This is a genomic window from Comamonas sp. GW821-FHT11H03 (genome assembly GCF_058807955.1).
The window spans coordinates 60950-86481 of the sequence record NZ_JBXARF010000001.1 but is presented as its reverse complement, the minus strand read 5'-3'; the positions used below and the strand labels follow the sequence as shown (position 1 = coordinate 86481).

Annotated in this window: 22 protein-coding genes and 2 tRNA genes; 11 read left to right on the top strand and 13 right to left on the bottom strand. The window is 63.7% G+C overall.

All coding sequences use genetic code 11. From position 1 onward, the window contains the following. Position 1: 1 nt before the first annotated feature. The 5 genes from AC1RTQ_RS00385 to AC1RTQ_RS00365 all read right to left on the bottom strand — a co-directional run bounded on the left by AC1RTQ_RS00385 (position 2) and on the right by AC1RTQ_RS00365 (position 3421). Complete coding sequence (locus tag AC1RTQ_RS00385; RefSeq protein ID WP_492873579.1) at positions 2-541, bottom strand: CbrC family protein; 540 nt, start codon at positions 539-541, stop codon at positions 2-4. A gap of 12 nt (positions 542-553) precedes the next feature. Then, positions 554-1045: a low molecular weight protein-tyrosine-phosphatase gene (locus AC1RTQ_RS00380; protein ID WP_492873577.1), complete on the bottom strand. Its 492-nt coding sequence runs from the start codon at positions 1043-1045 to the stop codon at positions 554-556. After that, positions 1042-1413, bottom strand: a complete 372-nt coding sequence (locus AC1RTQ_RS00375; RefSeq protein WP_492873576.1) for a hypothetical protein — start codon at positions 1411-1413, stop codon at positions 1042-1044. The genes AC1RTQ_RS00380 and AC1RTQ_RS00375 overlap by 4 nt, the downstream gene beginning before the upstream one ends. 101 nt (positions 1414-1514) lie before the next feature. Next, positions 1515-2585, bottom strand: a complete 1071-nt coding sequence (locus AC1RTQ_RS00370; RefSeq protein ID WP_492873574.1) for an adenosine deaminase family protein — start codon at positions 2583-2585, stop codon at positions 1515-1517. 50 nt (positions 2586-2635) lie between these two features. Then, entirely contained in the window at positions 2636-3421 is a 786-nt protein-coding gene (locus tag AC1RTQ_RS00365; RefSeq protein WP_492873573.1) for a sulfite exporter TauE/SafE family protein, read from the bottom strand. Between the two features lie 45 nt (positions 3422-3466). On the opposite strand from AC1RTQ_RS00365, the gene AC1RTQ_RS00360 reads away from it, so the two are divergent. Then, on the top strand, positions 3467-6037 hold the full coding sequence (locus AC1RTQ_RS00360; protein ID WP_492873571.1) for an ABC transporter permease: 2571 nt from the start codon (positions 3467-3469) through the stop codon (positions 6035-6037). 2 nt (positions 6038-6039) lie between these two features. On the opposite strand, the gene AC1RTQ_RS00355 is transcribed toward AC1RTQ_RS00360, so the two are convergent. Beyond that, entirely contained in the window at positions 6040-6915 is an 876-nt protein-coding gene (locus AC1RTQ_RS00355; RefSeq protein WP_492873570.1) for a LysR family transcriptional regulator, read from the bottom strand. A 216-nt stretch (positions 6916-7131) separates the two neighbouring features. Here AC1RTQ_RS00355 and AC1RTQ_RS00350 point away from each other — a divergent pair, with 216 nt between their 5' ends. From AC1RTQ_RS00350 to AC1RTQ_RS00330, 5 genes are all read left to right on the top strand, one after another. Next, a complete protein-coding gene (locus AC1RTQ_RS00350) occupies positions 7132-8616 on the top strand; it encodes an MFS transporter (RefSeq protein ID WP_409815026.1) in 1485 nt (494 codons plus the stop codon). Continuing rightward, positions 8606-9010, top strand: a complete 405-nt coding sequence (locus tag AC1RTQ_RS00345) for a group II truncated hemoglobin (protein ID WP_003052030.1) — start codon at positions 8606-8608, stop codon at positions 9008-9010. The genes AC1RTQ_RS00350 and AC1RTQ_RS00345 overlap by 11 nt, the downstream gene beginning before the upstream one ends. A 94-nt stretch (positions 9011-9104) precedes the next feature. Then, the gene (locus AC1RTQ_RS00340) at positions 9105-11195 is read left to right on the top strand and encodes a bifunctional 2',3'-cyclic-nucleotide 2'-phosphodiesterase/3'-nucleotidase (RefSeq protein WP_492873568.1); all 2091 of its coding nucleotides are present in this window, start codon (positions 9105-9107) and stop codon (positions 11193-11195) included. A gap of 97 nt (positions 11196-11292) precedes the next feature. Beyond that, positions 11293-11880, top strand: coding sequence for a LemA family protein (locus tag AC1RTQ_RS00335; RefSeq protein ID WP_492873566.1), 588 nt, complete (start codon positions 11293-11295; stop codon positions 11878-11880). Between the two features lie 4 nt (positions 11881-11884). Continuing rightward, on the top strand, positions 11885-12913 hold the full coding sequence (locus AC1RTQ_RS00330; RefSeq protein ID WP_492873564.1) for a M48 family metalloprotease: 1029 nt from the start codon (positions 11885-11887) through the stop codon (positions 12911-12913). A gap of 104 nt (positions 12914-13017) precedes the next feature. Here the strand turns inward: AC1RTQ_RS00330 and AC1RTQ_RS00325 are convergent, their stop codons facing one another. The 5 genes from AC1RTQ_RS00325 to radC all read right to left on the bottom strand — a co-directional run bounded on the left by AC1RTQ_RS00325 (position 13018) and on the right by radC (position 18830). Then, complete coding sequence (locus tag AC1RTQ_RS00325) at positions 13018-13677, bottom strand: Smr/MutS family protein (protein ID WP_492873563.1); 660 nt, start codon at positions 13675-13677, stop codon at positions 13018-13020. An 89-nt stretch (positions 13678-13766) separates the two neighbouring features. Further along, a complete protein-coding gene (locus AC1RTQ_RS00320; protein ID WP_492873561.1) occupies positions 13767-16355 on the bottom strand; it encodes a TonB-dependent siderophore receptor in 2589 nt (862 codons plus the stop codon). Positions 16356-16482: 127 nt separating this feature from the next. Next, the gene (locus AC1RTQ_RS00315; RefSeq protein WP_492873560.1) at positions 16483-17475 is read right to left on the bottom strand and encodes a FecR family protein; all 993 of its coding nucleotides are present in this window, start codon (positions 17473-17475) and stop codon (positions 16483-16485) included. A 7-nt stretch (positions 17476-17482) separates the two neighbouring features. After that, positions 17483-17995, bottom strand: coding sequence for a sigma-70 family RNA polymerase sigma factor (locus AC1RTQ_RS00310; RefSeq protein WP_409814605.1), 513 nt, complete (start codon positions 17993-17995; stop codon positions 17483-17485). A gap of 154 nt (positions 17996-18149) precedes the next feature. After that, complete coding sequence (radC, locus tag AC1RTQ_RS00305) at positions 18150-18830, bottom strand: RadC family protein (RefSeq protein WP_302089400.1); 681 nt, start codon at positions 18828-18830, stop codon at positions 18150-18152. A gap of 115 nt (positions 18831-18945) precedes the next feature. On the opposite strand from radC, the gene AC1RTQ_RS00300 reads away from it, so the two are divergent. The 5 genes from AC1RTQ_RS00300 (at position 18946) to AC1RTQ_RS00280 (ending at position 22269) form a co-directional block, all read left to right on the top strand. After that, positions 18946-19416 carry an FKBP-type peptidyl-prolyl cis-trans isomerase gene (locus AC1RTQ_RS00300; protein WP_302089401.1) on the top strand — a complete coding sequence of 157 codons (471 nt, stop codon included), beginning with the start codon at positions 18946-18948 and terminating at the stop codon, positions 19414-19416. A gap of 164 nt (positions 19417-19580) precedes the next feature. After that, positions 19581-20570: a 4-hydroxy-3-methylbut-2-enyl diphosphate reductase gene (gene ispH / locus AC1RTQ_RS00295; protein ID WP_304350592.1), complete on the top strand. Its 990-nt coding sequence runs from the start codon at positions 19581-19583 to the stop codon at positions 20568-20570. Between the two features lie 182 nt (positions 20571-20752). Beyond that, positions 20753-22069 (top strand): serine--tRNA ligase, encoded by a 1317-nt coding sequence (serS, locus tag AC1RTQ_RS00290; protein WP_302089402.1) that lies wholly within the window; start codon positions 20753-20755, stop codon positions 22067-22069. A gap of 31 nt (positions 22070-22100) precedes the next feature. Beyond that, a tRNA-Ser gene (locus tag AC1RTQ_RS00285) sits at positions 22101-22190 on the top strand. 2 nt (positions 22191-22192) lie between these two features. Further along, positions 22193-22269, top strand: a tRNA-Arg gene (locus AC1RTQ_RS00280). A 124-nt stretch (positions 22270-22393) separates the two neighbouring features. On the opposite strand, the gene AC1RTQ_RS00275 is transcribed toward AC1RTQ_RS00280, so the two are convergent. After that, the gene (locus AC1RTQ_RS00275; RefSeq protein WP_492873557.1) at positions 22394-23359 is read right to left on the bottom strand and encodes a bifunctional enoyl-CoA hydratase/phosphate acetyltransferase; all 966 of its coding nucleotides are present in this window, start codon (positions 23357-23359) and stop codon (positions 22394-22396) included. A gap of 253 nt (positions 23360-23612) precedes the next feature. Next, positions 23613-25424 carry a sulfoacetaldehyde acetyltransferase gene (gene xsc, locus AC1RTQ_RS00270; RefSeq protein ID WP_302089414.1) on the bottom strand — a complete coding sequence of 604 codons (1812 nt, stop codon included), beginning with the start codon at positions 25422-25424 and terminating at the stop codon, positions 23613-23615. Between the last annotated feature and the right edge of the window lie 108 nt (positions 25425-25532).

Sequence of the window (25532 nt, the reverse complement as noted above, 5' to 3'; positions counted from 1 at the left end):
TTTAGCTGCAATCGGTGTGCAGCCGGTGCGTGCCGCACTTCACGCAGCGAAACAGGTAGCCGCCCACCGGATCACCGGTCTTGCTGATGGCTTGCAGATAGCGCTCTGGCATGTTGGCAATATCGGCTTGCAACTCCTGCTCCAGCTGCTTGATTTCGGTATGGTCGGTGTAGCCCACAAAGGCGCAGGGCTCATCGCAATGCACCAGCCATTGCTCCTGCTGCCAGCTGTGATAGCTGGGCGTGCGTTCGCAGACTTCCTGCAGCAGCACGCGATCCATGACGATGCTGTCCGGTTCATCGGGATCGGCGCTCACGCCTTCAATGCCCAGGTAGTCGTTGAATTCGCCCTCATAGTGCCTGGCCGCGCTGCCGTCGGCAATGCACCAGGGGCAGAGATAGTCCGGCTCTTCGAGGCTGTAAAACGAGCTGTTGTACTTGAGCTCACGCGCTTGGCCGCAGCAGGAGCAGATACCGCTTTCGGCCACAAACAGATCCAGCGCATAGGCATTGGGGCTGAGACGAAATTTCGGCAAATCCATGGAGAGCTCCGTTCAGGTCTGGCGATTCTGGGCGATGGCTTGCAGCAGATTCCGGCAGGCATCTTCCACCAGATCGAGCACATGCTCGAAGCCGCTGTCGCCGCCATAGTAGGGGTCAGGCACTTCGGGCTCGTCAAAGCGCTGGCAGTAGTCGGTCAGCCGCTTCATGCGCTGCTGCTGGGCGGGCGTGGCGATGCGGCGCGCAGCGACTTCGTTGGCGCTGTCCATCACCAGCACCAGATCGAAAGCGTCAAAATCCTGCTTTGTCAGCTGCCGCGCACGCTGCTCGCTGAGGTCATAGCCCCGGCGTCGTGCATGTTGCTGGCTGCGGGCATCGGGGGCCTCGCCAACGTGATAGCCGTGCGTGCCGGCGGAGTCCACCTGCACCAGATGCTGCAGACCCGCATCCGCCACCATTTTTTCCAGCACACCGTGGGCAGTGGGACTGCGGCAGATATTGCCGGTGCAGACCATCAGAACGCGAACGGGTCTGGCAGCAGTCATGGCTGATCTTTCGCCGTGGCTGCTTGTACCTCGGCCATCCTGGTTTCCAGTGTGCGGATCTGGGTCTTGAGCTGGCGCATGCTGCTTTGCATGGTCACGCCCAGCAGGCGGCGCATGCCTTCAAAGAACAGCACCATGAAGAGCACCACGGGCAGCACGCCCCAGCGCAGCCAGGGCGAGGCCTGGTTGATCCAGGCCACGGCGCATACCACCACGGCCATGGCGACGGCAAGATAGTTCCATTTCCTTGAGCTTTGCATCTTGCTTTCGTACTTCTGCGCAGTGGCTTCGAGCTGCTGTTCGGTGACTCTGAGTTTGGCAATGGAGGCCTGAATCTCTTCAAGGCTGGCGGGCTTGTCTGACGGCATAGGGCAGATGGTCGGTAAGTGAGAAGGCGGGTGTTTTGCCTGCCTGAATTGATTTTGATAGCTGAGAGCGCTTGATGGACAAGTGATGCGGCGATGTTTGATCAGAAGTGCTGTGTGCTGCTCAATGCATCGAACTCGTCGCTCCACTGCTGGCGCAGGCTGCGCTTTTCGCTCTCGTCTATCCAGGCCGCATCGATGCCGTTGAGCATGAAGTCCTTGAGGTCGGCCATCGAAAAACCAAAGTCGCTGACCATCTTGGTCCAGGCCCCTGTAGGGTTCACATGGTGAAGCGTGGGGTCGTCGGTGTTGGGGTGGATGCGAATGCCCATGGATGGCATTTTGCGGATCGGGTGGTCCAGCGCCCAGCGCTCGGGTGCCAGCGTGCGCAGATAGTAGGAATTGGTCGGCACCACGGTGAACACAATGCCCAGATCGGCACAGCGCCGGGCCAGCTCCGGGTTGTCGATGACGGTGTAGCCATGGTCGACGCGGTCCACCTTGAGAGTCTCGATGGCCGTTTGCAGATTGTTCCAGGGCAGGCCGAATTCGCTGGCATGGGCCGTGGTCTTGAGGCCGTTGCGACGAGCCAGCGCATAGGCCTCGGCAAACAGCTCGGGCGGGCGCTCGTTTTCACGGTAGTCGATGCCGATGCCGGGCACATCGTCATGGCGGTTGTCCAGCATCCATTGCACCATCTGCACGGCGGCCTCGGCCGGGGCTTCGCGGTCGATGGACGGCACCAGGCGGCCGCGTATGCCGCAATCCTTTTGCGCCGCTGCGGCGCCGGCCAGGATGGCTTGCTGGGCGGCGGCATAGCTCATGCCCGAACACTGCACCGTGCCCGTGGGGTTCCAGAAGAATTCGGCATAGCGGACATGGTGGGCAGCGGCATCCTGCAGATATTCATAGGTAATGCGCTCCAGGTCGGCCGGCGTCTGCAGCAGCCACTCATCGAGTGCACGCAGCACGCGCAGCACGCCCACGGGCTTTTCGCCGCGCGTGTAGAAAGCCTCGATCTCTTCGGCAGTCAGCGGCGCCTTGGCGCGCTGCACCAGTTCGATGAAGGTGTTTTTTCTGACCGTGCCCAGCAGGTGACAGTGCAACTCCATCTTGGGGATGGCGTGGGCAAAGGCGGTCAGTTCAGGTGTGGGGGCGGTAGGCGCGGCATTCATGCCGCAGATGGTAGTGGCTTGCGATCAGCCTTGCCGTAGGCAGTTTTACGTTACGGTGCAAGGAACAGCCGCGGCACGGACGCCGCCAGCATGGCGATGCCCGAGCAAGTCAGCAGGCTCAGCACGATCTGGCGAAAGCGGGCATCGCTCACGCCTTTGTAGACGCGGGTGCCGAAGATCACGGGCACCAGCACTGCGGGCAGCACCACGGCAAACGACGGCCACATGGCGGGCTTGACCAGGCCAGTTGCCAGATAGCTGGCCATGGTGACGGCCAGCACCGAGAGGTTGAAGTTCTGGATTACCGTGCGCTGCACATGGCGCTCAAAGCCGCGCAGCGTGCACCACAGGGTGGGCACGGTGCCGCTGAAGCCGCCCAGCCCGCCCATGGCGCCGCCGATCAGGCCCGCGACCGCATCGCTCAGGCGGGCCAGCAGGCCACCGCCCAGCGTCAGCCGGGGCAGGTGAGCGCTGAGCAGCATGGTGGGGCACCACAGCACCAGCAGACAGCCCAGGCCGAACTTGAACCAGTCCATATTGAGATGCGGCATCACGGCCACGCCCATGGGAATGCCGGCCAGACCGCCGGCGATAAACGGCAGCAGCGACTTCCAGTGAAATTCGCGGCGCACGGTGAAGGCCGCAATGATCTGCCCCGTCAGAGAGCCGAACACCGAGAGCACGGCGGCCAGTTGCGGCTCCAGCACCCAGGCCCAGAACGACATGGCCACCATGCCGAAGGCAAAGCCCGACAGCCCCTGCACAAAGCCTGCCACTGCAGCCCCCAGGGCCACCACCAAGATCACTTCCACGTTCTGGTCTCCGTCTGAAGGCACCGATTATCGTCCCGCTCAAGCAGGGCATTGCCATGCAGTTTGGGCATGGCAGCAGGCTGCTGCGCTATCGTGCAGACCATGCAAGCATCATCTGTCTGGATTCTGGGTCTGCGCAATCTTTGGCGCGATCTGCGCGCTGGCGAGCTGCGCCTGATCATCGTGGCTGTGCTGCTGGCCGTGGCGGCACTGAGCTCGGTGGGCTTTTTTGCCGACCGCCTGCAGGCCGGCCTGCAGCGCGACGCCCGTCAGTTGCTGGGCGGCGATGTGGTGGTGGTCAGCGACAATCCCGCCCCCACGGCTTTTGTGCAGCAGGCACAGCAGCAGGGGCTGCAGACCGTGGCCACGGCCAGCTTTCCGACCATGGCACGGGCCGCCCAGGAGCAGGGCGGTGCCAGCCGTCTGGTGGCGCTCAAAAGTGTGGACCCCGGCTACCCGTTGCGCGGCGTGCTGCACCTGAATCAGGGGCCGGGCCAGCCAGACCTGGAAGTCCGGGCGATTCCCGAAAGCGGCCATGCCTGGGTGGATGCGCCGCTGCTGGAGGCACTGGGCCTGAAGCTCGGCGACCGATTGCTGCTGGGCGATGCCAGCTTTCATATCTCACACATCATTGCCATCGAGCCTGATCGTGGCGCGGGTTTCATGAGCTTTGCCCCGCGCGTGATGATCAACAGCGCCGACCTGCCCGCCACGCGCCTGGTGCAGCCGGCCAGCCGCATCACCTATCGATTGGCCGTGGCTGCGCAGGCAGACGCAGGGCGCGGTGCAGAACGGGCCGCGCAAGACTATCTGGGCTGGGCGCAGGAGCTGGCCAAGAGCCTGCATGGCGTGCGTGTGGAATCGCTGGAAAGCGGCCGCCCCGAAATGCGCCAGACCCTGGACAGGGCCGAGAAATTCCTGAGTCTGGTGGCGCTGCTCTCGGCACTGCTCTCGGCCGTGGCCGTGGCACTGGCCGCGCGCGCCTTTGCCAACAGCCATCTCGATGCCTCGGCCATGCTGCGCGTGCTTGGCCAGAGCCAGCGCCGTATTGCCCTGGCCTATGTCGTGGAGTTCGTGAGCATTGCCCTGGCCGCCAGCGCGGCCGGCGTGCTGCTGGGCTGGGCGGTGCACCATGTGTTTGTCTGGCTGCTGGCCGGACTGGTCGAGTCCGCCCTGCCTGCGGCCAGCCTGTGGCCCGCATTGTTCGGCATGGGCATGGGGCTGACCCTGTTGCTGGCTTTTGGCCTGCCGCCCGTGCTGCAACTGGCGCAGGTGCCGCCGCTGCGCGTGATGCGGCGCGATCTGGGAGCGCTCAAGCCAGCATCGTGGCTGGTGCTGGGTGTGGGTGTTACGGGTTTTGCGGCCTTGTTGATGGTCGCCAGCCGCGACATCAAGCTGGGCCTGATTGCCGTGGGCGGCTTTGCCGTCGCCGTGCTGTTGTTCGCGGGCCTGGCCTGGCTGGCCGTCAAGCTGCTGCGGCAGGTGGTCAATGAGAGCACGGCGCCGCGCTGGCTGGTCATGGCCACGCGCCAGGTCTCGGCCAAACCCGTGTATGCCGTGGTACAGGTCAGCTCGCTGGCCGTGGGGCTGCTGGCTTTGGTGTTGCTGGTGCTGCTGCGCACCGATCTGATTGCCAGCTGGCGCAAGGCCACGCCGGCCAATGCGCCCGATCGCTTTGTCATCAATGTCCAGCCCGATCAGGCGCAGGACTTTCAGGCCGCGCTGAAAAAGGCCGGCGTGCACAGCTATGACTGGTATCCCATGATTCGCGGCCGGCTGATCGCCGTCAACGGCAAGGCCGTCAGCCCCGATGACTATGAGGAAGATCGTGCCAAGCGCCTGGTGGACCGGGAGTTCAATATCTCCACTGCCGAAACCATGCCGGATCACAACCAGATCGTGGGCGGCCGCTGGCAGGCGGGCGAGCAGGGCGCGATCAGCATGGAAGAAGGCATTGCCAAGACCCTGGATCTGAAGCTGGGCGACACGCTGCGCTTCGATATCGGCGGCGAGGAGAGCGAGGCCCGCATCACCAGCCTGCGCAAGGTGGACTGGAGTTCCATGCGCGCCAACTTCTTTGTGATCTACCCCGTGCAGCATCTGGAGAACGTGGCCGTGACCTACCTGGCGGCCTATCGCGCGCCCGACGTCAAGGGCTTTGACAATGCGCTGGTCAATGAATTTCCCAACATCACCAATGTCGATCTGAGCAGCACGCTGGCCCAGGTGCAGCAGGTGATGGACCAGGTCATACGTGCCGTGGAGTTTCTGTTCGGCTTCACGCTGGTGGCAGGGCTGGTCGTGCTGTTTGCCTCCGTCACCGGCACGCGCGAGGAAAGAGCGCGCGAGTACGCCATCATGCGTGCCGTGGGTGCCAGATCGGGCCTGCTGCAGCAGGTGCAAAGCGCCGAGCTGGCCGGAGTGGGCCTGATGGCCGGCTTTCTGGCCAGTTGCGTGGCCCTGGCCGTGGGCTGGGCGCTGGCGCGCTGGGTGTTCGATTTTGAATGGAATGTGCTCTGGTGGGTACCGCTGGTGGGTGCGCTGGCGGGCGCATTGCTGGCCTGGCTGGCCGGCTGGTGGGCGTTGCGCGAGGTGGTCAGCCGCCCGGTGATGATCACGCTGCGCCAGGCGGCGGAATAAGGCTAGCCCTTGAACAGCCGCTCGCTTGCAAAGTCCACAAAAGCCCGGACCTTGGGCGAGAGCTGGCGGCTGGAGGGCCAGAGTGCCGAGAACTGCCCGCTATGGGTGAGTTGCTGCGCCAGGACCTGCTGGAGCTCGCCGCGCGCCAGTGCGTCGCGGGCCAGGAAGTCGGGCATATAGGCCAGACCCAGGCCTGAGACGGCCGCGCCCAGCATGGCTTCCATATTGTTGCAGACCAGGGCGATGGGCATGGCCGGCAGCCCGGGCAGCGTCCATTCCTCGAGCTTGCCGCTGTTAAGAAATCGATAGCGCAGGCTGGCGTGTCCGGCAAGGTCGGCCGGCGTCAGCGGCACGCCGCGCTCGCTCAGATAGGCCGGCGAGGCCGCCAGAATGAAGCGAAACGGCCCCAGTCGGCGTGCCACCAGCCGCGAGTCGGCCAGCTCGCCGCTGCGGATGACCACATCGAGGCCGGCCTCTACGACGTCGACCAGATGGTCGTTGAAGTCCAGATCCAGCTCGACCTCGGGATAGCGGGCCTGGAATTCGGGCAGCACGGGCAGCAGAAAACGGTAGCCGATGGTGGGCAGGCTCACGCGCAGCCGGCCACGCGGCGCTTGGGCGGCGGCCTGCATGGCAGCGCGTGCATCGTGCAGCTCGTCGAGGATGCGCCGGCAGCGCTCGTGAAACAGAGTGCCTTCCTGCGTCAGGCGCACCTGGCGTGTGGTGCGATGGAACAGGCGCAGGCCGAGTTGCTGCTCCAGACGCGCCACGTTCTTGCCAACGGCCGAGGCCGAGATGCCGAGTGCGCGGCCGGCCTCGGCAAAGCTCAGGAGATCGGCGGCACGCACAAAGGACTCAAGTCCGCTGAAGCTGTCCATGGTCATTGGCAACCTTTGGTTGGGATTGTGGGGAGTTTCAAAGCTATTTTCGTTTCATTGGAGCGCTTTTATCGTTCATGTCTGATTGATTCACGACGCCAGCCCTCCATGTCTTGCCCCACTTCCCCATCCCGCCCGCAGGCGGATCTTCCTGTTTTCGCCCGCCGCGCATCGCCTGCCTGGGTGCTGCTGTCGGTCTGCCTGGCCGCTGTGGCCATGCCGCTGAGCTTTACCGGGCCGGCCGTGGCACTGCCGGCGCTGCGCGAGGCGCTGGGCGGCAGCCCTCTGGCGCTGAACTGGGTCACCAATGCCTTCATGCTGAGTTTCGGTGCCACGCTGATGGCGGCAGGCGCACTGGCAGACATTTACGGGCGGCGGCGTGTGTTTCTGGCGGGACTTGCCGTAGTGGTTGGCAGCGTGCTGCTGCAGGTCTGCCTGCAAGGCAAGGAGGCCATCATCGGCTTCAATTTGCTGCGGGCGCTGCAGGGGCTGGGTGCGGCCGCGGCACTGGCGGCAGGCACAGCAGGCCTGGCCCAGGCCTACGATGGTGCCAGGCGTACCCGGGCCTTCAGTTTCGTAGGTGCCTCCTTTGGTGTTGGGCTGGCCTTCGGACCCTTGCTGTCGGGCTGGTTGCTGCAGAGCTGGGGCTGGCGCAGCGTGCTGCTCAGCGCAGCCGCTGCGGCATTCGCTGCGCTGCTGCTGGGCCTGCGCCATATGCCGGAGTCCCGTAATCCGCAGGCGCAGCGGCTGGACCTGCCAGGTGCACTGTCGTTCACGCTGGCGCTGGCGCTGTTGACCTGGGGCATGCTGCAAGTCCCGGAAACAGGCTGGTTGCATGGCCGCACATGGCTGCCCCTGGCGGCAGCCCTGCTGGCGGCAGCGGCCTTTGTGCAGATCGAGCGACGCAGCTCCCATCCCATGCTGGACCTGTCGCTGTTCCGCTATCCGCGCTTTGTCGGCGTGCAGCTGCTGGCTGCAGCGCCTGCCTATGCCTTCGTGGTGCTGCTGGTGCTGCTGCCGCTGCGCTTTATCGGCGTGGAAGGTCTGGCGCCGTTCGCGGCCGGGCAGCGCATGTTCGTGCTGTCGCTGCCCATGCTGTTCGTACCACTGCTGGCGGGCTGGCTCTCACGCTGGCTGTCGGCAGCCTTGCTCTGTGGGGCAGGGCTGCTGGTCTGTGCCATGGGCTTGCTGTGGCTGGGCCGCTGCGCGCCCGGCTCGGACCTGGGGCAGATGGCCACACCGCTGCTGCTGATCGGTCTGGGCATAGGACTGCCCTGGGGGCTAATGGACGGGCTGGCCGTGGCGGTGGTGCCGCGCGAGCGTGCCGGCATGGCCACGGGCATCTTCAGCACCGTGCGTGTGGCTGGCGAAGGCATTGCCCTGGCCGTGGTCGGGGCGGTGCTGGCAGCGCTGCTGGCGCGGGAGCTGACGGCCATCTGGCCGTCCATGCAGCATGGCTCGGCCGTGGCCCAGATGCTGGTCACCGGCAATATGCAGGCAGCACTGGCGCTGATGCAAGGCGCATCAGCCGCAGAGCTGCTCAAGGCCTATGGCCTGGCCTTTTCCAGCTTGCTCGATGTGTTGGCCGGCGTGACCGTGCTGACGGCCGTTGGCGTTTTCGCATTCCTGCGCTCGGGTACGGACATGCCGCATGTCCGACAATCGGGACTGACTCGCAAAGCCGCTACACATGCAGATTGAAGAAAAGCCCCCGTTTGACACCCCCTACGAATGGATAGGTGGCGAAGACAAAGTCCAGCAGTTGGTTGCCCGTTTCTATGACCTCATGGATCTGGAGCCTGGCTACAAGGAGCTGCGCGCCGCCCATGGCAGCACGCTCGACGACGCGCGCCAGAAGCTGTTCTGGTTTCTCTGCGGCTGGCTGGGCGGCCCCGACTATTACCAGGATCGTTTCGGTCATCCGCGTCTGCGCATGCGTCATATGCCGTTTTCCATCGGCATCCAGGAGCGCGACCAGTGGGTGGCCTGCATGGATCAGGCCATGGGCGAGACCGAAGTACCCGAGGCCTTGCGCACGCGCCTCAAGGCCAGCTTCATGAACACGGCGGACTGGATGCGCAATCGCGGCGCCTGAGTTCCTGAGTCCAACTTCAAAGCGTCAAATTTCCTTCATGACGCTGTAAAAAGCCCTGTAGAGACTGCCTGTTTTTCAACAAGCAGGGTCAACCATGCAGGATTTCGATTTGCCTGGCGCAAAGCTGCGCTCGGGCGGTTTCTTCTCGGCATTGCAGCCACGCCGCCATGTGCTGACGGCAGTGGGCTGTGCAGCATTGCTGGCTGCCTGCGGCGGCAGCGACGACAGCAGCACAACGCCTGTCAGCGCGCAGCCTGCCACGGCGACGCTGGCCGTTCTGGAGACCACGGATCTGCACTTCAATGTGCGCAGCTATGACTATTTCAAGCTGGCCGAAGACAAGACCTATGGCTTCGAGCGCACGGCCACGCTGATCCGTGCGGCTCGCAAGGAATTTGCCAACACGCTGCTGGTGGACAACGGCGACACCATCCAGGGCACGGCCCTGGCTGACTACGAGGCCGAGGTAAAGCCCATACCCTGCACGCAGCAGCTGTCCATGTACAAGGCCATGGGCGCGTTGAGCTTTGACGCGGGCACGCTGGGCAATCACGAATTCAACTACGGCCTGCCCTTTCTCAACCAGGTGCTGGGCGGAGGCATGGATGTGGATGGCGTGGATGCCAGCCAGAAATGCGCGGGCAGCGGCTATCCGGCCGTACTGGCCAACGTCTACAGCAGCAAGACCAAGAAGCCGCTGGTTCAGCCCTATGCCGTGCTGGAGCGCACCATGGTGGCCAAGGGCAGCGATGGCAAGGAAGTCAAGCTGCCCATCAAGATCGGCGTGATCGGCTTCACCACGCCGGGCATCATGAACTGGGACAAGCGCTATCTTGAAGGCAAGGTCTACACCGAGGGCGCGGTGGAGGCTGCCGGCAAATACGTGCCAGAGTTGCGCGCCAAGGGCGCCGATGTAGTGGTGGCGCTGCTGCATGGCGGTCTGGACGGCTCGGCCTATTCGGCCACGATGGAGAACCCCGGCCTGTATCTGTCCAAGGTGGCGGGTATCGATGCCATGGTCATGGGCCATCAGCACAGCGTTTTCCCCGATCTGTCGGCCAAGCCTGCCTACAGCCAAAGCGGTGTGGACAACCAGGCTGGCACCATCAACGGCGTGCCTGCGGTCATGGCCAGCTCCTGGGGCAAGGCGCTGGGCGTGATCCAGCTGCCGCTGCAATGGGATGGCAAGAAGTGGAGTGTGGCCAAGACCGGCAGCAAGAGCGAACTGCGCAACATCCAGAACAAGGATGCAGCAGGTGCCACGGTGTTTGTGGATGCCGACCCGGCCGTCGCGCCGCTGATCGAGGCACAGCATCAGGCAGCCATCAGCTACGTGAAGACGCCCATTGGCAGCACTGACTTCCGCATGAGCACGCTGTTTGCCGATGTGGGCGACCCCGGTGCCATCCAGATCGTCAACCAGGCCCAGCAGGCCTACGTGGCCAACTACATCAAAACCAATCTGCCGCAGTACGCCAGCCTGCCCGTGTTGTCGGTGAGCGCACCGTTCAAATCCGGTTTTCAGGGCGGCAAGGACTTCACCGACGTGGCAGCCGGCCCGCTGGCCATCTACAACGCGGCCGACCTGTACCTGTATCCGAACACCGTGTATGCGGTGAAGGTCAACGGCGCCGACATCAAGAGCTGGCTGGAAGCGGCAGCCAAGCGCTTCAACCAGATCGATGTGAACAAGACGACCGAGCAGCCCTTGATCAGCAGCTTCCCGGGCTACAACTTCGACATGTTCACCACCGCCGATGTGCAGTACGAGATCGATGTGACCCAGCCGCAGGGCAGCCGCATCAAGAACCTGAGCTATCTGGGCAAGCCCATGGATACGGCGCAGGAGTTTGTGATCGCCACCAATAACTACCGTGCCACCAGCGGTGCCAGCTTCATCCCCAAGCTCGACGGCTCGTCGGCCATCTGGGCTTCGCCCGATGCGAACCGCGATGTGGTGATCGAGTACGTGCGCAAGAACCCGCAGATCACCAGAGCGGCCAATGGCGCAGCCAAGAGCTGGCGCTTTACCAAGGTGACGACGGCCGGCCCGGTGGTGTTCAGCTCCGGCACCAATGCCTTGAGCGTGGCCCAGGACGCAGGCCTGTCGGGCGTGTCCGTGCTCGCGGCCGATGACGGCTCAGGCAAGGGCATGAGCAAATATCAGCTCGATCTGTCCAAGTAGGCGGCGTTGCCGCAATAGCTGCCGCCGTGGCTCCAGAGGCCACGGCGGCTTTTTTCTGGGACTAGCTATGATGCGAGAAAATTTTCAGGGAGAGGGTATGACGGCATATATCACGCTGGCAGTGGTTGTGGTGATCGTGATCTGGGCAATTGCCCTCTACAACCGCTTGCGCACGCACAAGAACCAGGTGGAGAACGCGTTTGCGCAGATCGATGTGCAGCTCAAGCGCCGTCATGACCTGATCCCCAATCTGGTGGAAGTCGCCCGAGGCTATTTGCAGCACGAGGCCCAGACGCTGGAGGCCGTGATTCGCGCACGAGGCGAGGCCGTCAGCGCTGCCGACAAGGCCCGTCAGTCGCCGGGCCAGGCGCAGGCCATGGGGGCTCTGATGGCTGCGGAGCAGGTGCTGGGAGGTCAGGTAGGCCGTCTGATGGCGCTGGCCGAGGCCTATCCCACGCTCAAGGCCGATGCCCGCATGCAGCAGCTCAGCGAAGAGATCACCAGCACTGAGAACCGCATCGGTTTTGCGCGTCAGTCCTATAACGACGAGGTGCTGGAATTCAACAACCAGGCCGGACAGTTCCCGGATCTGATCGTGGCGCGGCTGGTGGGTTTTGTGCATATGGACATGCTGGCTTCGACCCAGAGCGAGCAGGAGCGCGCCGTCCCTCAGGTCAGGTTCTGAGCGCATGCGTTTCTGGGAGCGACAGCGCGAAGCCAGGCGCAGCACGCGCTGGTTGCTGCTGGTGTTCGGCCTGTGTGTGCTGGCTGTGGTGGCGTCGGTGCATCTGGGCCTGATGCTGGCCTGGTGGCTGGGCACTCTGGCATTCGGCGGCTGGGACTACCCCACGGGCTTTGCGACGGTGAATATCAGCGTGACCTTGCTGCTGGTGCTGGGCGGCTGCTGGATAGAGCTGGACCAGCTGCGCCACGGCGGGCGCAAACTGGCCCAGCGCTTAGGAGCACGCGAGGCCAGACCCGGCAGCTCGCTGGCCGAGCAGCAACTGTGCAATATCGTTCATGAAATGTGCATTGCGGCACACTGGCCTGCACCCCAGGTCGCGGTGCTGGCGCGGACCGAGGCCATCAATGCCTTTGCGGCGGGCTGGGATGCGCAGGACGCCGTCATTGCCGTGACCCAGGGTGCGCTGGACCAGCTCAGCCGCGAGGAAATGCAGGGTCTGGTAGCGCATGAGCTGTCCCATCTGCGTGAGGGCGACACGCGGCTGAACATGCAGCTGGCCGGCATGGTCTACGGGCTGGAGCTGATTCACAACTTTGGCCAGAGCCTGCGCGAGCGCGACAGCATCCTTACGCAATGGTTCGGCCTCTTCATCCAGGCTGCGGGCTTTGTCGGCTGGCTCGGCGGCCAGTTGCTCAAGGCCGCCGTATCGCGCCAGCGCGAGTATCTGGCAGATGCCCGCGCCGTGCAGTGGACGCGCAGCAAGGACGGCCTGGGCGGTGTGCTGCGCAAGGTGCTCACGCAGCGTGAACTGGCCGAGCAGCAGTACGGCAGCTGGCAGCAGGATGAGCGCAGCCACCAGGGGCTGGACAAGCGCATCATGCAGCACATGCTGCTGGCCGAAACTCCCCATGCCAGCCGCCTCGAAGACTGGCTGGAATCCCACCCCACGGTGCCCGAGCGCATACGCCGCATTTATGGCCGCGACATGCGGCCGCTGCCCTTGCCGCTCAACACCGTGCCGCAGGGAAGATAAGTCTTTTGGGCTCAAGCCCAATGGAGATAAGCGCGAGCAGCCATCACTTCGAACGCATCCCGATGGCGCTCCAGCGCGGCTGCGTAGAGATCGTCAACACGTTCTCAGAACAGCTTGCGCTTGCCCGGTTGCAGCAGCACCACCAGCGCGCCCGCGCCACCTTCGGCCGGGCGGGCCTGGACAAAGGCCAGCACCTCTTTCTTCTGCACCAGCCAGCGCTGCACCTTGCCCTTGAGCACGGGGGTACGGCCTGGCGAGCCCAGGCCCTTGCCGTGCACGATGCGCACGCAGCGTACGCCCGTGCGGTGCGACAGCCGGATGAACTGGCCCAGCGCCTCGCGGGCTTCGTCCGAGCGCAGGCCGTGCAGGTCCAGCTGGCGCTGAATGCTCCAGTGGCCGCCACGCAGCTTGCGGGTCACGTCCAGACCAATGCCGGGTCGGCGAAAGCTCAGCTGATCGTCCACGTCCAGCAGGGTGCTGACATCGAACTCGTCGCTCATGGCTTCTCGCAGCACACGCTGCTCATCGAGCAGAAACTGCCGCGGCTCGGGTGCCGGCGGCTCGCTCGGTTGCCAGCGCCGGGTGCTGGCGCTGCGCAGCGGCGTGACCGTCCCCACCGTGTTTTCAAACAGGTTTTGCTCTTCCAGCGCACGCCGCACGGCCTCGGCCCGTTGTTGCTGGCGCAAGGCCTCGCGCGCAGCCGCTTCGGCCAGCGAGCGGCGAAGAGGGGCAAGGTCTTGGAAACGGGTGGCTTTCAGCGTCATGGTGACGCCGGTTGTACCGCATATTTGCCTGTCCTCGGAGCAAGTGATGGCAGCGCAGGGGCTTTGCAGGCCCCCGCTTGTGCGTTGGATCAGAAGTCGTAGCGCGCACTGACTTGTACGCCGCGTGGCGTGCCGTACATGCCCGAATACCACCAGCCCGACATGGCCGCAATGTACTTGCGGTCAAACAGGTTGTTCACGTTCAGGCTCAGCGCGAGCTGGTCATTGACCTGGTAGCGTGCCATCAGACCGACCACGGCATAAGCGCCCTGGCGAGCGGTGGCTTCTTTGCCGATTTGCCAGATTTCGCCGGTGTAGGAGATGCCGCTGTTCCAGTTCACACCGCCACCCACCGTGAGCCTGCGCCATTCGCCTGGCATGCGGTACGTGGTCCACAAGCGGGCCATGTGGCGGGGAAAGGTGGTGTTGATGCGAGCACCCTTGGCATCTTTTGAGGCGCTGAAGTTGTAGGACGCTGTGATGGCCCAGTCGGCTGTGATGGCACCATTGACCTCCAGGTCGATACCGTGGGTTTTGGCACCCTTGATGGGGCGAGAGGCGGTATCGGTGGTGCCTGGAATGAACTGCCCAGGGTCGTCGGCGGCCAGATTGTCCTGGCGGATCTGGTAGATGGCCGCGCTGCTGTTGAGGCGCCCGCCCAGCCAGTCGCTTTTGATGCCGGCCTCATAGGTATTGCCTTCCTGCGGGTCAAGAAAGGCGCCATTGCGATCCCGTGCGGTCTGGGGGTTGTAAATCGTGGAGTAGCTGGCGTACAGGGTGTGCTGCGGGTTCAGGGTGTAGACCAGACCGGCATAGGGGGTGAATATGCGGTTTTCCGACGCCGGCGAGTTGGAGTAGTAGCCGCTGGTGTTGGTGGTGACGTAGTCACTGCGATAGTTCATCAACTTGCCGCCGACGATCAGCTTGAGGCTGTCGGCGAGCGCAAAGCGGCCGGCCCCATAGACGCTGCTCTGGCTGCGGGTGCTGTCATAGACCACGGTGGGGTTGTTAAACACGGGCTTGCCGTTGTTGTCCCATTGGTAGATGTTGACGGGCTTGCCGCGCAGCCCGCTCACATCCAGGCTGCCGTCGGTGTAGCTTTGGAAGCTGGTGTGGTCCATGCCAAAAACCAGTTCATGCTCGCGGCCGGCCAGCGTGATGGGGCCGCGCACATGGATGTCAAAGGTCTTGTTGCGCAAGCTGTAGTCGCGTCGTTCGGCATTCAGTTTCAGACCATCGCCGGTGACAGGGTCAAATGGAGCGGCATTGACGGCCAGGTATACGGCGTCTTCCCGCTGAGAGGAGCGCAGATGGTTGACCGAGAACTTGAGCTTCCAGTGTTCCGTCAGCGACTGCTCCAGCGCCGCAAAGGCGGTGGTCGAGTTGGTGTTGAAGCGGTTATGGCGGCTGGCGCTGTTGAACGAGGTGGGGAACTGGTTTTGCAGGCCCTCGCTGTTGAATAGCGGAAAACCCAGATAGGACATGGAGCCCTGTGCGCGGTTGCGCTGGTGATCCAGTCCGGCGGTGAGCTTCAAGGTCGATGTCAGCTCGGCCTGTATCACGCCATACAGCACGTCTTTTTTCTTGCTGTAGAAGTCGATATGGCTGTCGGCATCCTGGTGCACGCCCACAAAGCGCCCGCGCACTGTGCCTGCTTCGTTCAGCGGGGAGGAGATGTCGACCATGGCCCGGCGGTTGCCAAAGGAGCCCACGCTGGCTTCGGCTGAGGCCTGAAACTGCTCGGTAGGCTTTTTGCGCACCAGGTTGACGATGCCCGAGGGGTCGCCAGCGCCCGTGGTCAGGCCGGATGCGCCGCGCAGCACTTCCACACGGTCATACAGGGCCATGTCGGCAATGCTCTGGGTGGGCAGCGCATCCAGGCCCAGAAACTCGGAATGGGTGCTGACCCCATCGATCTGGTAGTTGCTGATGGCATAGCCGCGTGCGTTGGCATTGGTACGTTCGGTGCCCAGCACCGAGGTGCTGATGCCGGGGGTGCGCATCAGCACCTCGTTGATGGTGGTGAGGTTCTCATCCTCCATGCGTTGCTTGGTGATCACGCTGACCGACTGGGGCGTGTCGCGCAGGCTCAAGGCAAGTCCTGTGGACAGGCTGCTAGGGCCTTGGGCGGTGTAGGAGCCCGTACCTTCGGTGGTGCCCGAGTGGTCGGCATGGGCGGTGACCCGCACTTCTGCCAAGGCATGCTCGGCCGAGCTCGCCCCTGCAGCGGCGGTGCCGGAGGCGGGCGTTGCCACGCTGTCTTGCAAAACGGTGAGGGTGCCGTTCGGGGTGCTGACCAGTCGCAAGCCGCTGCCTGCCAGCGCAATCTGTGCCGCATGTTCAACGCTGTAGCTGCCTTGAACGGCCGGCGCGCGCTTGCCTGCGAGCAAGGCGGGGCTGGCGCTGATGCTGCGCAGGCCCAGGCGGGCGATACGCGACAAGGTCTCGTCCAGCGCAGCGGCTGGCAGGTTCCAGCTGATGGCCTTGGTGGACTGAGCGGATGCCTGAGCGGTCTTGGCGCTGCCTGGTGCAGGCTCGGCAGATTGCGCATGGGCGCTGGAAAACGTGGCCAGCGAGCAGACCATGGCGATGGGCAAGAGCATGGAAGGAGGGCGTTGCAGGCTGTTTTCGCGGTGCGCCGGCGCAGGGGAATGGGTGAGATCGTCAAGGAGGGCCATGGTGTCAGGTGTCCGGTCGTTGCTGTGAAATGTCTGGTTTCACTAGCTATGTGCAACGAGCCCCTGAAAACCCCTCAGGCATTGAATTTTTTTCGGAATATGGACGCAGGCGGCTGTGCGGGATTTTTTACGAGCCACTTTCGCTCATTTCAATCACCGTAAGCCAAGAGCCCCATTGGCGAATCTGTATCGGGTGGGTGTTGACCAGGTCTTGCAGCATCTGCTGGGGTTGAGCCAGGGAGAAGACACCAAAGATGCGCACCCGAGCGGCTTGTGGGCTGATGCGGATGATTCCGGTCTGGTAGGGCCGCAGCGCCTCTATCACTTCGCCCAGAGATTGATCGCGAACACTGATGACCCCGTCGACCCATGCCGCGGGATCCATAGGTTCTGTTTCTATGGGAGTGATCTGATTGGCGTCCATCCAGGCGCTTTGACCTTCATGCAGTGTGTGCAGCTGGCCGTTTGGGAGGCTCAGGCGAACGCTGTGTTCGCTGACATGCACCAGCGTTCCGCCTTGTGCCTGGCGCACCATGAAGCGCGTACCAAGCGCCTGTGCATGCCCTTGCGCGCTTTGTACGACAAAGGGGCGAAGGGGCGCAGCAGCAGCCTTGGCCTGCACATGCACCATGAGGGCGCCTTCTCTCAGGTGCACCAGGCGCTGAGCGTCATTGAAGGCAATGTCTATGGCGGAGCGGGCATCCAGCACAATCTCGCTGCCATCGGGCAGGCAATGCTTGAGGCGCTGCGCCGTTCCCGTGCGCAGGTCGGCGGCCAGCGTGGTCAGCGGTGTCTGGCGATGCACCATCCAGCCCGCTGTGGCGCTGGCTACCAGGGCTGCAAGGCCGCCACCGAGTAATTTTCGTCTGCGAGCGGCCGTAGGGATCGGGGCCAGCAGTGCCTGAATACCCAGCGCGGTATGGCCGCTGCCATCGTGGCGCATCTGGGTTGATGCCGTGCCCATGCTGCTGGACAGGCGTTGCTGCAACAAGGCCCAGGCCTGTGCATGGAGCGGCGACTGGTGCAGCCACAGTTCGAAGGCCTGCCTCTCCGTCTCGTTGACGCGGCCAGAATCCAGCGTGATCAGCCAGTCAATGGCTTGCTCTGTGTTGCGGTCCATGGATCAATCAATGCGCAGGGGACTGCGGCATCTGCATGAGCTGCATCAATGCCTGTTTCATGTAGCGCTCCACGGTGGCGACAGACAGGCACATGAGCTCGGCAATTTCTGCATGTTTCAGATCTTCGAGGCGGCGCAGCAGAAACACTTGGCGAACCTTGGGCGACAGGCCCTCCATCCACTGATCCACCGCTTCTATGGCTTCGCGAACCTGCGCATAGTCTTCGGGCGAGGGCGCGACTTCCTCGGGCAGCGTGGCCAGTGCATCCAGCCAGGCTTGCTCGAGTTCCCGCCTGCGCCAGAAGTGGTAGAGCACCCGCTGGGCCAAGGTGGTCAGATAGGCCTTGGGTTCACGAATGGCATGCACCTGCTGCGCTGCGATCACTCTGACAAACGTGTCTTGGGTCAGATCTGCAGCCTGATGCGTATTACCCAGTCTGCGCAGCAGCCAGCTCTGCAGCCAGGCATGGTGATCGACATAGAGCGTGTGCACCGGGTCCGCTGCAGGCTGTGAAGACATGGGTTAATAGAGTTGCAAATGAGAACTCTTCGCATTCTATATTTTTGTGAGAATGCCTGCAAAACACTGTGTCACCCGTTCCGTCACTTACTTTTGGGGCGCCAAGCCGCCTGCGGCAACCAGGCTTGCAAGCCCATCCATCGTCAACAGTGGATTACATGAGGCCCTGCGTGGCCATGGAAAGCGCAGCGCCAGGCGCCACGATCACATGGTCCAGCACCCTGACATCAATCAGCGCCAGAGCCGATTGGAGGGTGGCGGTCAGCGATTTGTCTGCGCTGCTGGGCTGTACCTGCCCGCTGGGGTGGTTGTGCGCCAAAATAACGGCCGCCGCATGATGTTGCAGCGCGCGCAAAGCCACCTCTCTGGGGTACACCGAGGTTTGTGTGAGCGTTCCGCGAAACAGCTCTTCCATCGCGATCAACCGGTTCTGACTGTCCAGAAACAGCACTGCAAACACCTCATGGTGCTTGGCGGCCAGGTGTAGTTGCAGAAAATGAGTCACTTCCTCGGGCGAGCCGAACACGTCGCGCTCGCGCAGCTGCTGTGCGGTGGCACGGCGGGCCAGCTCCAGTACGGCCAGCAGCTCGGCGCGCTTGGCGGGGCCCAGTCCTTTGACGGCACGCAAATCCTGGTAGCTGGCGGCCAGCAGCCCGGCCAGTCCCCCGGTGCCCGGCAGATTGAGCAGCTCATCGGCCATCTGCAACACCGTCTTGCCGGCCATGCCGGTGCGCAAAACAATGGCCAGCAGCTCCGCATCCGACAGTGCGGCCGCACCCCGCTGCGCGAGCTTTTCGCGCGGCTGGGAATCCAGGGGCAGGTCTTTGATGGACATGGGCGTCAGTGCTCGCTTGCACAAGGCGGGGAAGGGGCGGGCCGGCCATCTCAACGCAGCCACGAAGAGGTTATAGGCTCGCTCTTACAATGCAGCCCAGTTTATCGGGACTTTCATGACCACAAGCGCAACCCCTTCGGATCTGCCCGTCGTGCAGGCAGGCTCTTTTCTCACGCTGCATTACCGCCTGGCCGGCCCGGCTGGCGATGTGATCAATACCTTCAACGAAAAGCCGGCGACGCTGTCGCTGGGTGCGGGCGAGCTGTCGCCGGCCATGGAAGACAAGCTGATCGGCCTGGCCGAGGGCACGCACACCACTTTCGAGCTGCCCGCAGGCGAGGCTTTTGGCGAGCGCAATGCCGACATGATGCAATGGGTGGCCCGCAAGCTGATGAACGAGCTCGGCGACCCGCATGAGCAATACACCGCTGGCGATGTGGTGCAGTTCCCCACACCCGACGGCCTGGGCAGCTATGCCGGTGCTGTGGTTCAGGTGCGCGAGGACGGCGCCGTGCTGTTCGACTTCAACCACCCGCTGGCCGGCCAGCCCGTGACGTTTGAAGTGAAGCTGATCGGGGTGCTCTGAAATGACACACCCCCTGAGCTGCTGCGCAGCTTCCCCCTTCAAGGGGGACGACGGCCTTTGCTGCGGGGCGGCCCTTGCCGCGGTCGGCCCGTGCCGCCGTCCCGCGCTTCAAGCGCGCCAGTGTCATGCCGTTCGAGTGGTGCGTAGCGCCAGGGGGGATTGAAATGGTGGGAGCCAAGGAAGTCCTGCTGGCCGAGCCGCGCGGCTTTTGCGCCGGGGTGGATCGCGCCATCGAAATCGTGGAGCGGGCGCTGGCCAAGTTCGGCGCGCCCATCTATGTGCGCCACGAGATCGTGCACAACACCTTTGTGGTCAACGACCTCAAGGCCAAGGGCGCGATCTTCATCGAGGAGCTGGACGAAGTGCCGCCCGGCGCCACGCTGATCTTCTCGGCCCATGGCGTCTCCAAGGCCGTGCAGCAGGAGGCCGAGCGCCGCGGCTTTGCCATCTTCGATGCGACCTGCCCGCTGGTCACCAAGGTGCATGTGGAAGTCGCCAAGCTGGCCAAGGAAGGCTACGAGTTCCTCATGATCGGCCACAAGGGCCATCCGGAAGTCGAAGGCACCATGGGCCAGCTCTCCGAAGGCATTCACCTGGTCGAGGACGAGGGCGATGTGGCCAGGGTGGCGCCGCGCCAGACCGAAAAGCTGGCCGTGGTGACGCAGACCACTCTGTCGGTCGACGACGCCGCAGGCATCAAGGCCGCCATCAAGGCACGCTTTCCGCTGGTGCGCGAACCCAAGCAGCAGGACATCTGCTATGCCACGCAGAATCGCCAGGACGCCGTGAAGGTGCTGGCACCCCAGGTGGATCTGGTCATCGTCGTCGGCAGCCCGACCAGCTCCAACAGCAATCGCCTGCGCGAGCTGGCCGATCGCCTGGGCACGCCCGCCTATATGGTGGACAACGCGCTCGAGCTCAAGCAGGAGTGGTTTGCCGATGCGGCCCGCGTGGGGCTGACGGCCGGGGCTTCGGCGCCCGAGGTGCTGGTCGACGAGGTCATCGCCCGCATCCGGCAACTGGGCGCAGTCGCCGTGCGCAAGATGAACGGTATCGAGGAAACCATCAAGTTCCCGCTGCCCAAGGGGCTGAAGATCGACGCGGCCACGGGCCTGGAGATCGAAGTGCGCAAGGCGCCCGAGACCGGACACTGAGTTCTGACAAGCTGACTGCTTGTAACTTCATAGCGCCTTGCGCATGGTATTCAAAGACTTTAGATGGTTTTTATCTGAAAATCTATGAGTAGCCTGCGCAAGGCGCTTTGCTTTTGATAGCTGACTGCTGCCATCCCCTGTGTATCGGCCGGGTGCGGCCAGTCGCTCTAAAATCTCCACCTATGCTCGACATTCAACTTCTCCGCAAAGACCTGGATTCAGTCGTCGCCCGACTGCAAACCCGCAAGAACCCCCAAGCCTTCCTGAACGTGGAAGCCTTCAAGGCGCTGGAATCCGAACGCAAGTCCATCCAGACGCGCACGGAGGAGCTGCAGTCCAAGCGCAATCAGCTGTCCAAGCAGATCGGCATGTTGATGGGCAAGGGCGAAAAGGACGCCGCCGAAGCCGCCAAGGGCGAAGTGGCTGCCATGAAGACCGAGCTGGAACAATCGGCCACGCGCCTGGACCAGATCCAGACGGAGCTGCAGGCCATGCTGGTGGCCGTGCCCAATCTGCCTCATGAGTCCGTGCCAGTGGGTGCCGACGAAGAAGGCAATGTGGAAGTGCGCCGCTTCGGCACGCCGAGGAATTTCGACTTCGAGATCAAGGATCACGTGGATCTGGGCGCGCCTATCGGCCTGGACTTCGAAGCCGGCGTCAAGCTCTCCGGTGCCCGCTTTACCGTGATGCAGGGCCAGATCGCGCGCCTGCACCGTGCACTGGCCCAGTTCATGCTGGACCTGCAGACCGAGCAGCATGGCTACACCGAATGCTATGTGCCTTACATCGTCAACAGCGATTCGCTCAAGGGCACGGGCCAGTTGCCCAAGTTCGAAGGCGATCTGTTTGCAGCCCAGAAGGGCGGCCAGGATGCCGAACCCCTGCCCGACACTGCGGCTCTGTACCTGATTCCCACGGCCGAAGTGCCGCTGACGAATCTGGTGCGCGACGAAGTGCTGGCCGAAGACCGCCTGCCCATCAAGCTCACCGCACACAGCCCCTGCTTCCGCTCGGAGGCCGGCTCCGGCGGCCGTGACACGCGCGGTCTGATCCGTCAGCACCAGTTCGACAAGGTCGAGATGGTGCAGATCGTGCATCCCGAAAAGAGCTATGAAGCGCTGGAAGAAATGACCGGCCATGCCGAAGCCGTGCTGCAGAAGCTGGGCCTGCCGTACCGCGTGATGAGCCTGTGCACGGGTGACATGGGCTTTGGCTCGGCCAAGACCTACGACCTGGAAGTCTGGGTGCCGGCACAGGGCACCTACCGCGAAATCAGCTCGGTCTCCAACTGCGAAGCCTTCCAGGCGCGTCGCATGCAGGCCCGCTTCAAGAATGCCCAGGGCAAGAACGAACTGGTGCACACGCTCAACGGCTCCGGCCTGGCTGTGGGTCGCACGCTGGTCGCCGTGCTGGAGAACTATCAGAACGCCGACGGCTCGATCACCGTGCCCGAAGCACTGGTTTCGTACATGGGCGGCAAAACTTTGCTGAAGGCCTGATTTTTTAGGCTACAATAGACGCTTCGACACAGGAGAGGTGGCAGAGTGGTCGAATGTACCTGACTCGAAATCAGGCGTACGTGCAAACGTACCGTGGGTTCGAATCCCACCCTCTCCGCCAATGCGGCTGTAGCTCAGCTGGATAGAGTACTTGGCTACGAACCAAGGGGTCGTGGGTTCGATTCCTGCCAGCCGCACCAAACGTTAAGCCTCAGAGTAGAAATACTCTGAGGCTTTTTCGTTTCTGGCGTCTGCGGGAGATATGCGTTTGGCACAAAGGCCCGGACGCCGTGGTGTCCGGCCAGGCCTTGGTGAGGTCTTGCTCTATGCCTGCATCCCTGCGCTGGCCAGCACGGCCAGGGCGCAGGAAGCGATGCGGCTGGCCACCGAGTCGGAGCGGCTGGTCAGCACGATGGGCACGCGCATGCCCAGCACCAGGCCCGCGCATTCGGCGTTGGCCATGTAGACCAGCTGCTTGTAGATCATGTTGCCCGCTTCCAGGTTGGGGGCCAGCAAGATATCGGGGCGACCGGCGACATCGGAGACTATGCCCTTGTTGTGCGCCGAGTGCAGGGAGATGGCGTTGTCATAAGCCAGCGGACCGTCAAAAATGCCGCCTGTGATCTGGCCCCGGTCGGCCATCTTGCACAGGGCTGCCGCATCGATGGTGCCGGGAATGGCTGGGTTGACGGTCTCCACCGCCGACAGCAGGGCCACGCGCGGCCGGGCTATGCCGATGGCGTGGGCCAGATCGACTGCGTTCTGGGCGATATCGCGCTTTTCCATCAGGCTGGGGAAGATGTTGACCACGCAGTCGGTCATCAGCAGCGGGCGGTCGTAGCCCGGGACGTCCATGATGAAGACATGGCTGGCCCGGCGGCTGCCGCGCAGGCCGGCTTCGCGCGCCACGGCCGCCCCCAGCAGATCGTCGCTGTGCAGGCTGCCTTTCATCAGGGCCCGTGCCCGGCCATCGCGGCACAGGGCTGCGGCCTGGGCCGCAGCGACTCGGGAGTCGTCCGCCGTGGAGTGGATCTCGGCGGCAGACAGCTCCAGACCGGCAGAGCGAGCCGCAGCCTCGATGCGCTGCTGCGGCCCTACCAGCAGAGGCTTGATCAGGCCGGCCTCCGCCGCCTGCATGGCTGCCTGCAAAGAGCCGGCATCGCAGGGATAGGCCACGGCCACGGGAATGGGGCCCCGGGCCTTGGCCTGGTCCAGCAGGTGCTGGAGATGGGGGCGAGGCGTGGCGGGCGCATCGTCGGCGGCCACGGCAAGGGAGAGTGGGGGAGTCATGAAAGCTCCTGCGGGGAAGTACATGGCCCGGCGCGAGCAACGCAGGGGGTCTGGGAGTCGGCTTTCGAGGGCCTTGCGCTTTACCCAGGCGCATGAAACCGGCGCGGCCCGACCAAGGGACACCGAGGAAGGGCCTGGGCTGGCCGCGCCGCCCCGCACCGAGGGTGTCGTCCCCCTCCTCCGCGCAGCGGGTAGAGAGGCGCCGTGCAACGAGGGGGAAGGCGCGCAGCGCCTCAGGGAGTGTCAGACGGCGTCAGACAAAGTCTTTGTACTTGTCCAGCATGCGCACGGGCTTGGACAAGGCGTCGCGGCGGAAGGGATCGCCGAGCTCGCGCGTGCACATGATCTCGATCACGCAGGTCTTGCCTTCCTTCATCTGCATGTCGATGGCCTTTTGCAGTGCCGGGCCCACGTCCTCGATGTGGTCCACCACGATGCCTTCGGCTCCCATGGCCTTGGCGATGTCGGAGAAGCTTTCGCTTTCCAGCTCGCCTGCCACGAAGCGGCGGTTGTAGAAGTCCACCTGGTTCTTCTTTTCCGCGCCCCACTGGCGGTTGTGGAACACCACGGCGGTCACGGGGATGTCGTGGCGCACGGCGGTCATGATTTCCATCATGCTCATGCCCCAGGCACCGTCACCTGCATAGGCGATGGCCGGGCGATCGGGGGCGGCGCACTTGGCACCGATGATGGTGGGCAGGGCGTAGCCGCAGTTGCCGAAGCTCATGGGGGCGAAGAAGCTGCGCGGCTCGTCGAAGCGCAGATAGCTGTTGGCCACCGAGTTGATATTGCCGATGTCGGTGGACACCATGGCGCGCGCCGGCATGGCTTTTTCGAGTTCTCGCAGCACCTGGCGGGGATGCAGATAGCTGCCGCCGGTTGGCGTGCGTTCGCCCTTGGCCTCTTCGATCATGTCCAGGCTGTAGGGGTCGCGCTCGTGGGTCCAGCCGTCGAGTTCCTTCTCCCAGGCGGCCTTTTCCGTGGCGATGGTGTCGGCGCGCGCTGCCTTGGTGGCGTCACAGCCCAGCGTCACATCGGCCAGGCGCCTGCTCAGTTCGGCCGCTACGGCCTTGGCATCGCCGTTGATGCCCACGGCGATCTTCTTGACCAGGCCCAGGTTGGTGTGATCGGCCTCGATCTGGATGATCTTGGCGGTCTTGGGCCAGTAGTCCATGCCATGCTGGGGCAGGGTGCCGAAGGGACCCATGCGCGAGCCCAGCGCAATGACCACGTCGGCCTGGGCGATCAGCTTCATGGCGGCCTTGGAGCCCTGGTAGCCCAGAGGGCCGGCCCACAGCGGGTGCTTGGCGGGGAAGGCGTCGTTGCGCAGATAGCCGGTGGCCACGGGCGCGCCCAGGCGCTCGGCCAGCTGCCTGGCTTCTTCCACGGCATCGCCCATGACCACGCCGCCGCCGGCCAGGATCACCGGGAACTTGGCGGTCTTGAGCAGGTCCACGGCGGCTTGCAGGCTGGCCTCGCCGCCGTGACCTCGGTCCACGCGCATGGGCTTGGGGATCTCGCACTCGATCTCGCCGTAGAAGTAGTCACGCGGAATATTGAGCTGGGTCGGGCCCATCTCGGACATGGCGCGGTCGAAGACGCGGCCCGTGAACTCGGCCATGCGCTTGGGGTTGCAGACATGACCCTGGTACTTGGTGAACTCCTGGAACATGGGCAACTGGTTGGCTTCCTGGAAGCCGCCCAGGCCCATGCCCATGGTGCCGGTCTCGGGGGTCACGATCACCACCGGGCTGTGCGCCCAGTAGGCTGCGGCAATCCCGGTCACGCAGTTGCTGATGCCGGGGCCGTTCTGGCCGATCACCACGCCGTGGCGGCCCGAGACGCGGGCATAGCCGTCGGCCATGTGGGCCGCACCTTGCTCATGCACCACCGGGATCAGGCGAATGCCTGCGGGGGCGAAGATGTCCATGGCATCCATGAAGGCGGAACCCATGATGCCGAACATCTCGCTGACGCCATTGGCGACGCAGGTTTCGACGAATGCTTCCGAAGGGGTCATCTTGTGAACGCCTTCAACCACTTTACGATTGTCCGTTGCAGCCATCTCTGTCTCCTTGAAAATTTGAAACCTATGGTTCCGAAAAAAGAAATAACGATGTCAGTCTATGGCATTTTTTTGTTTTCGTGCAAATAAATTTCTTTTTATGGAATA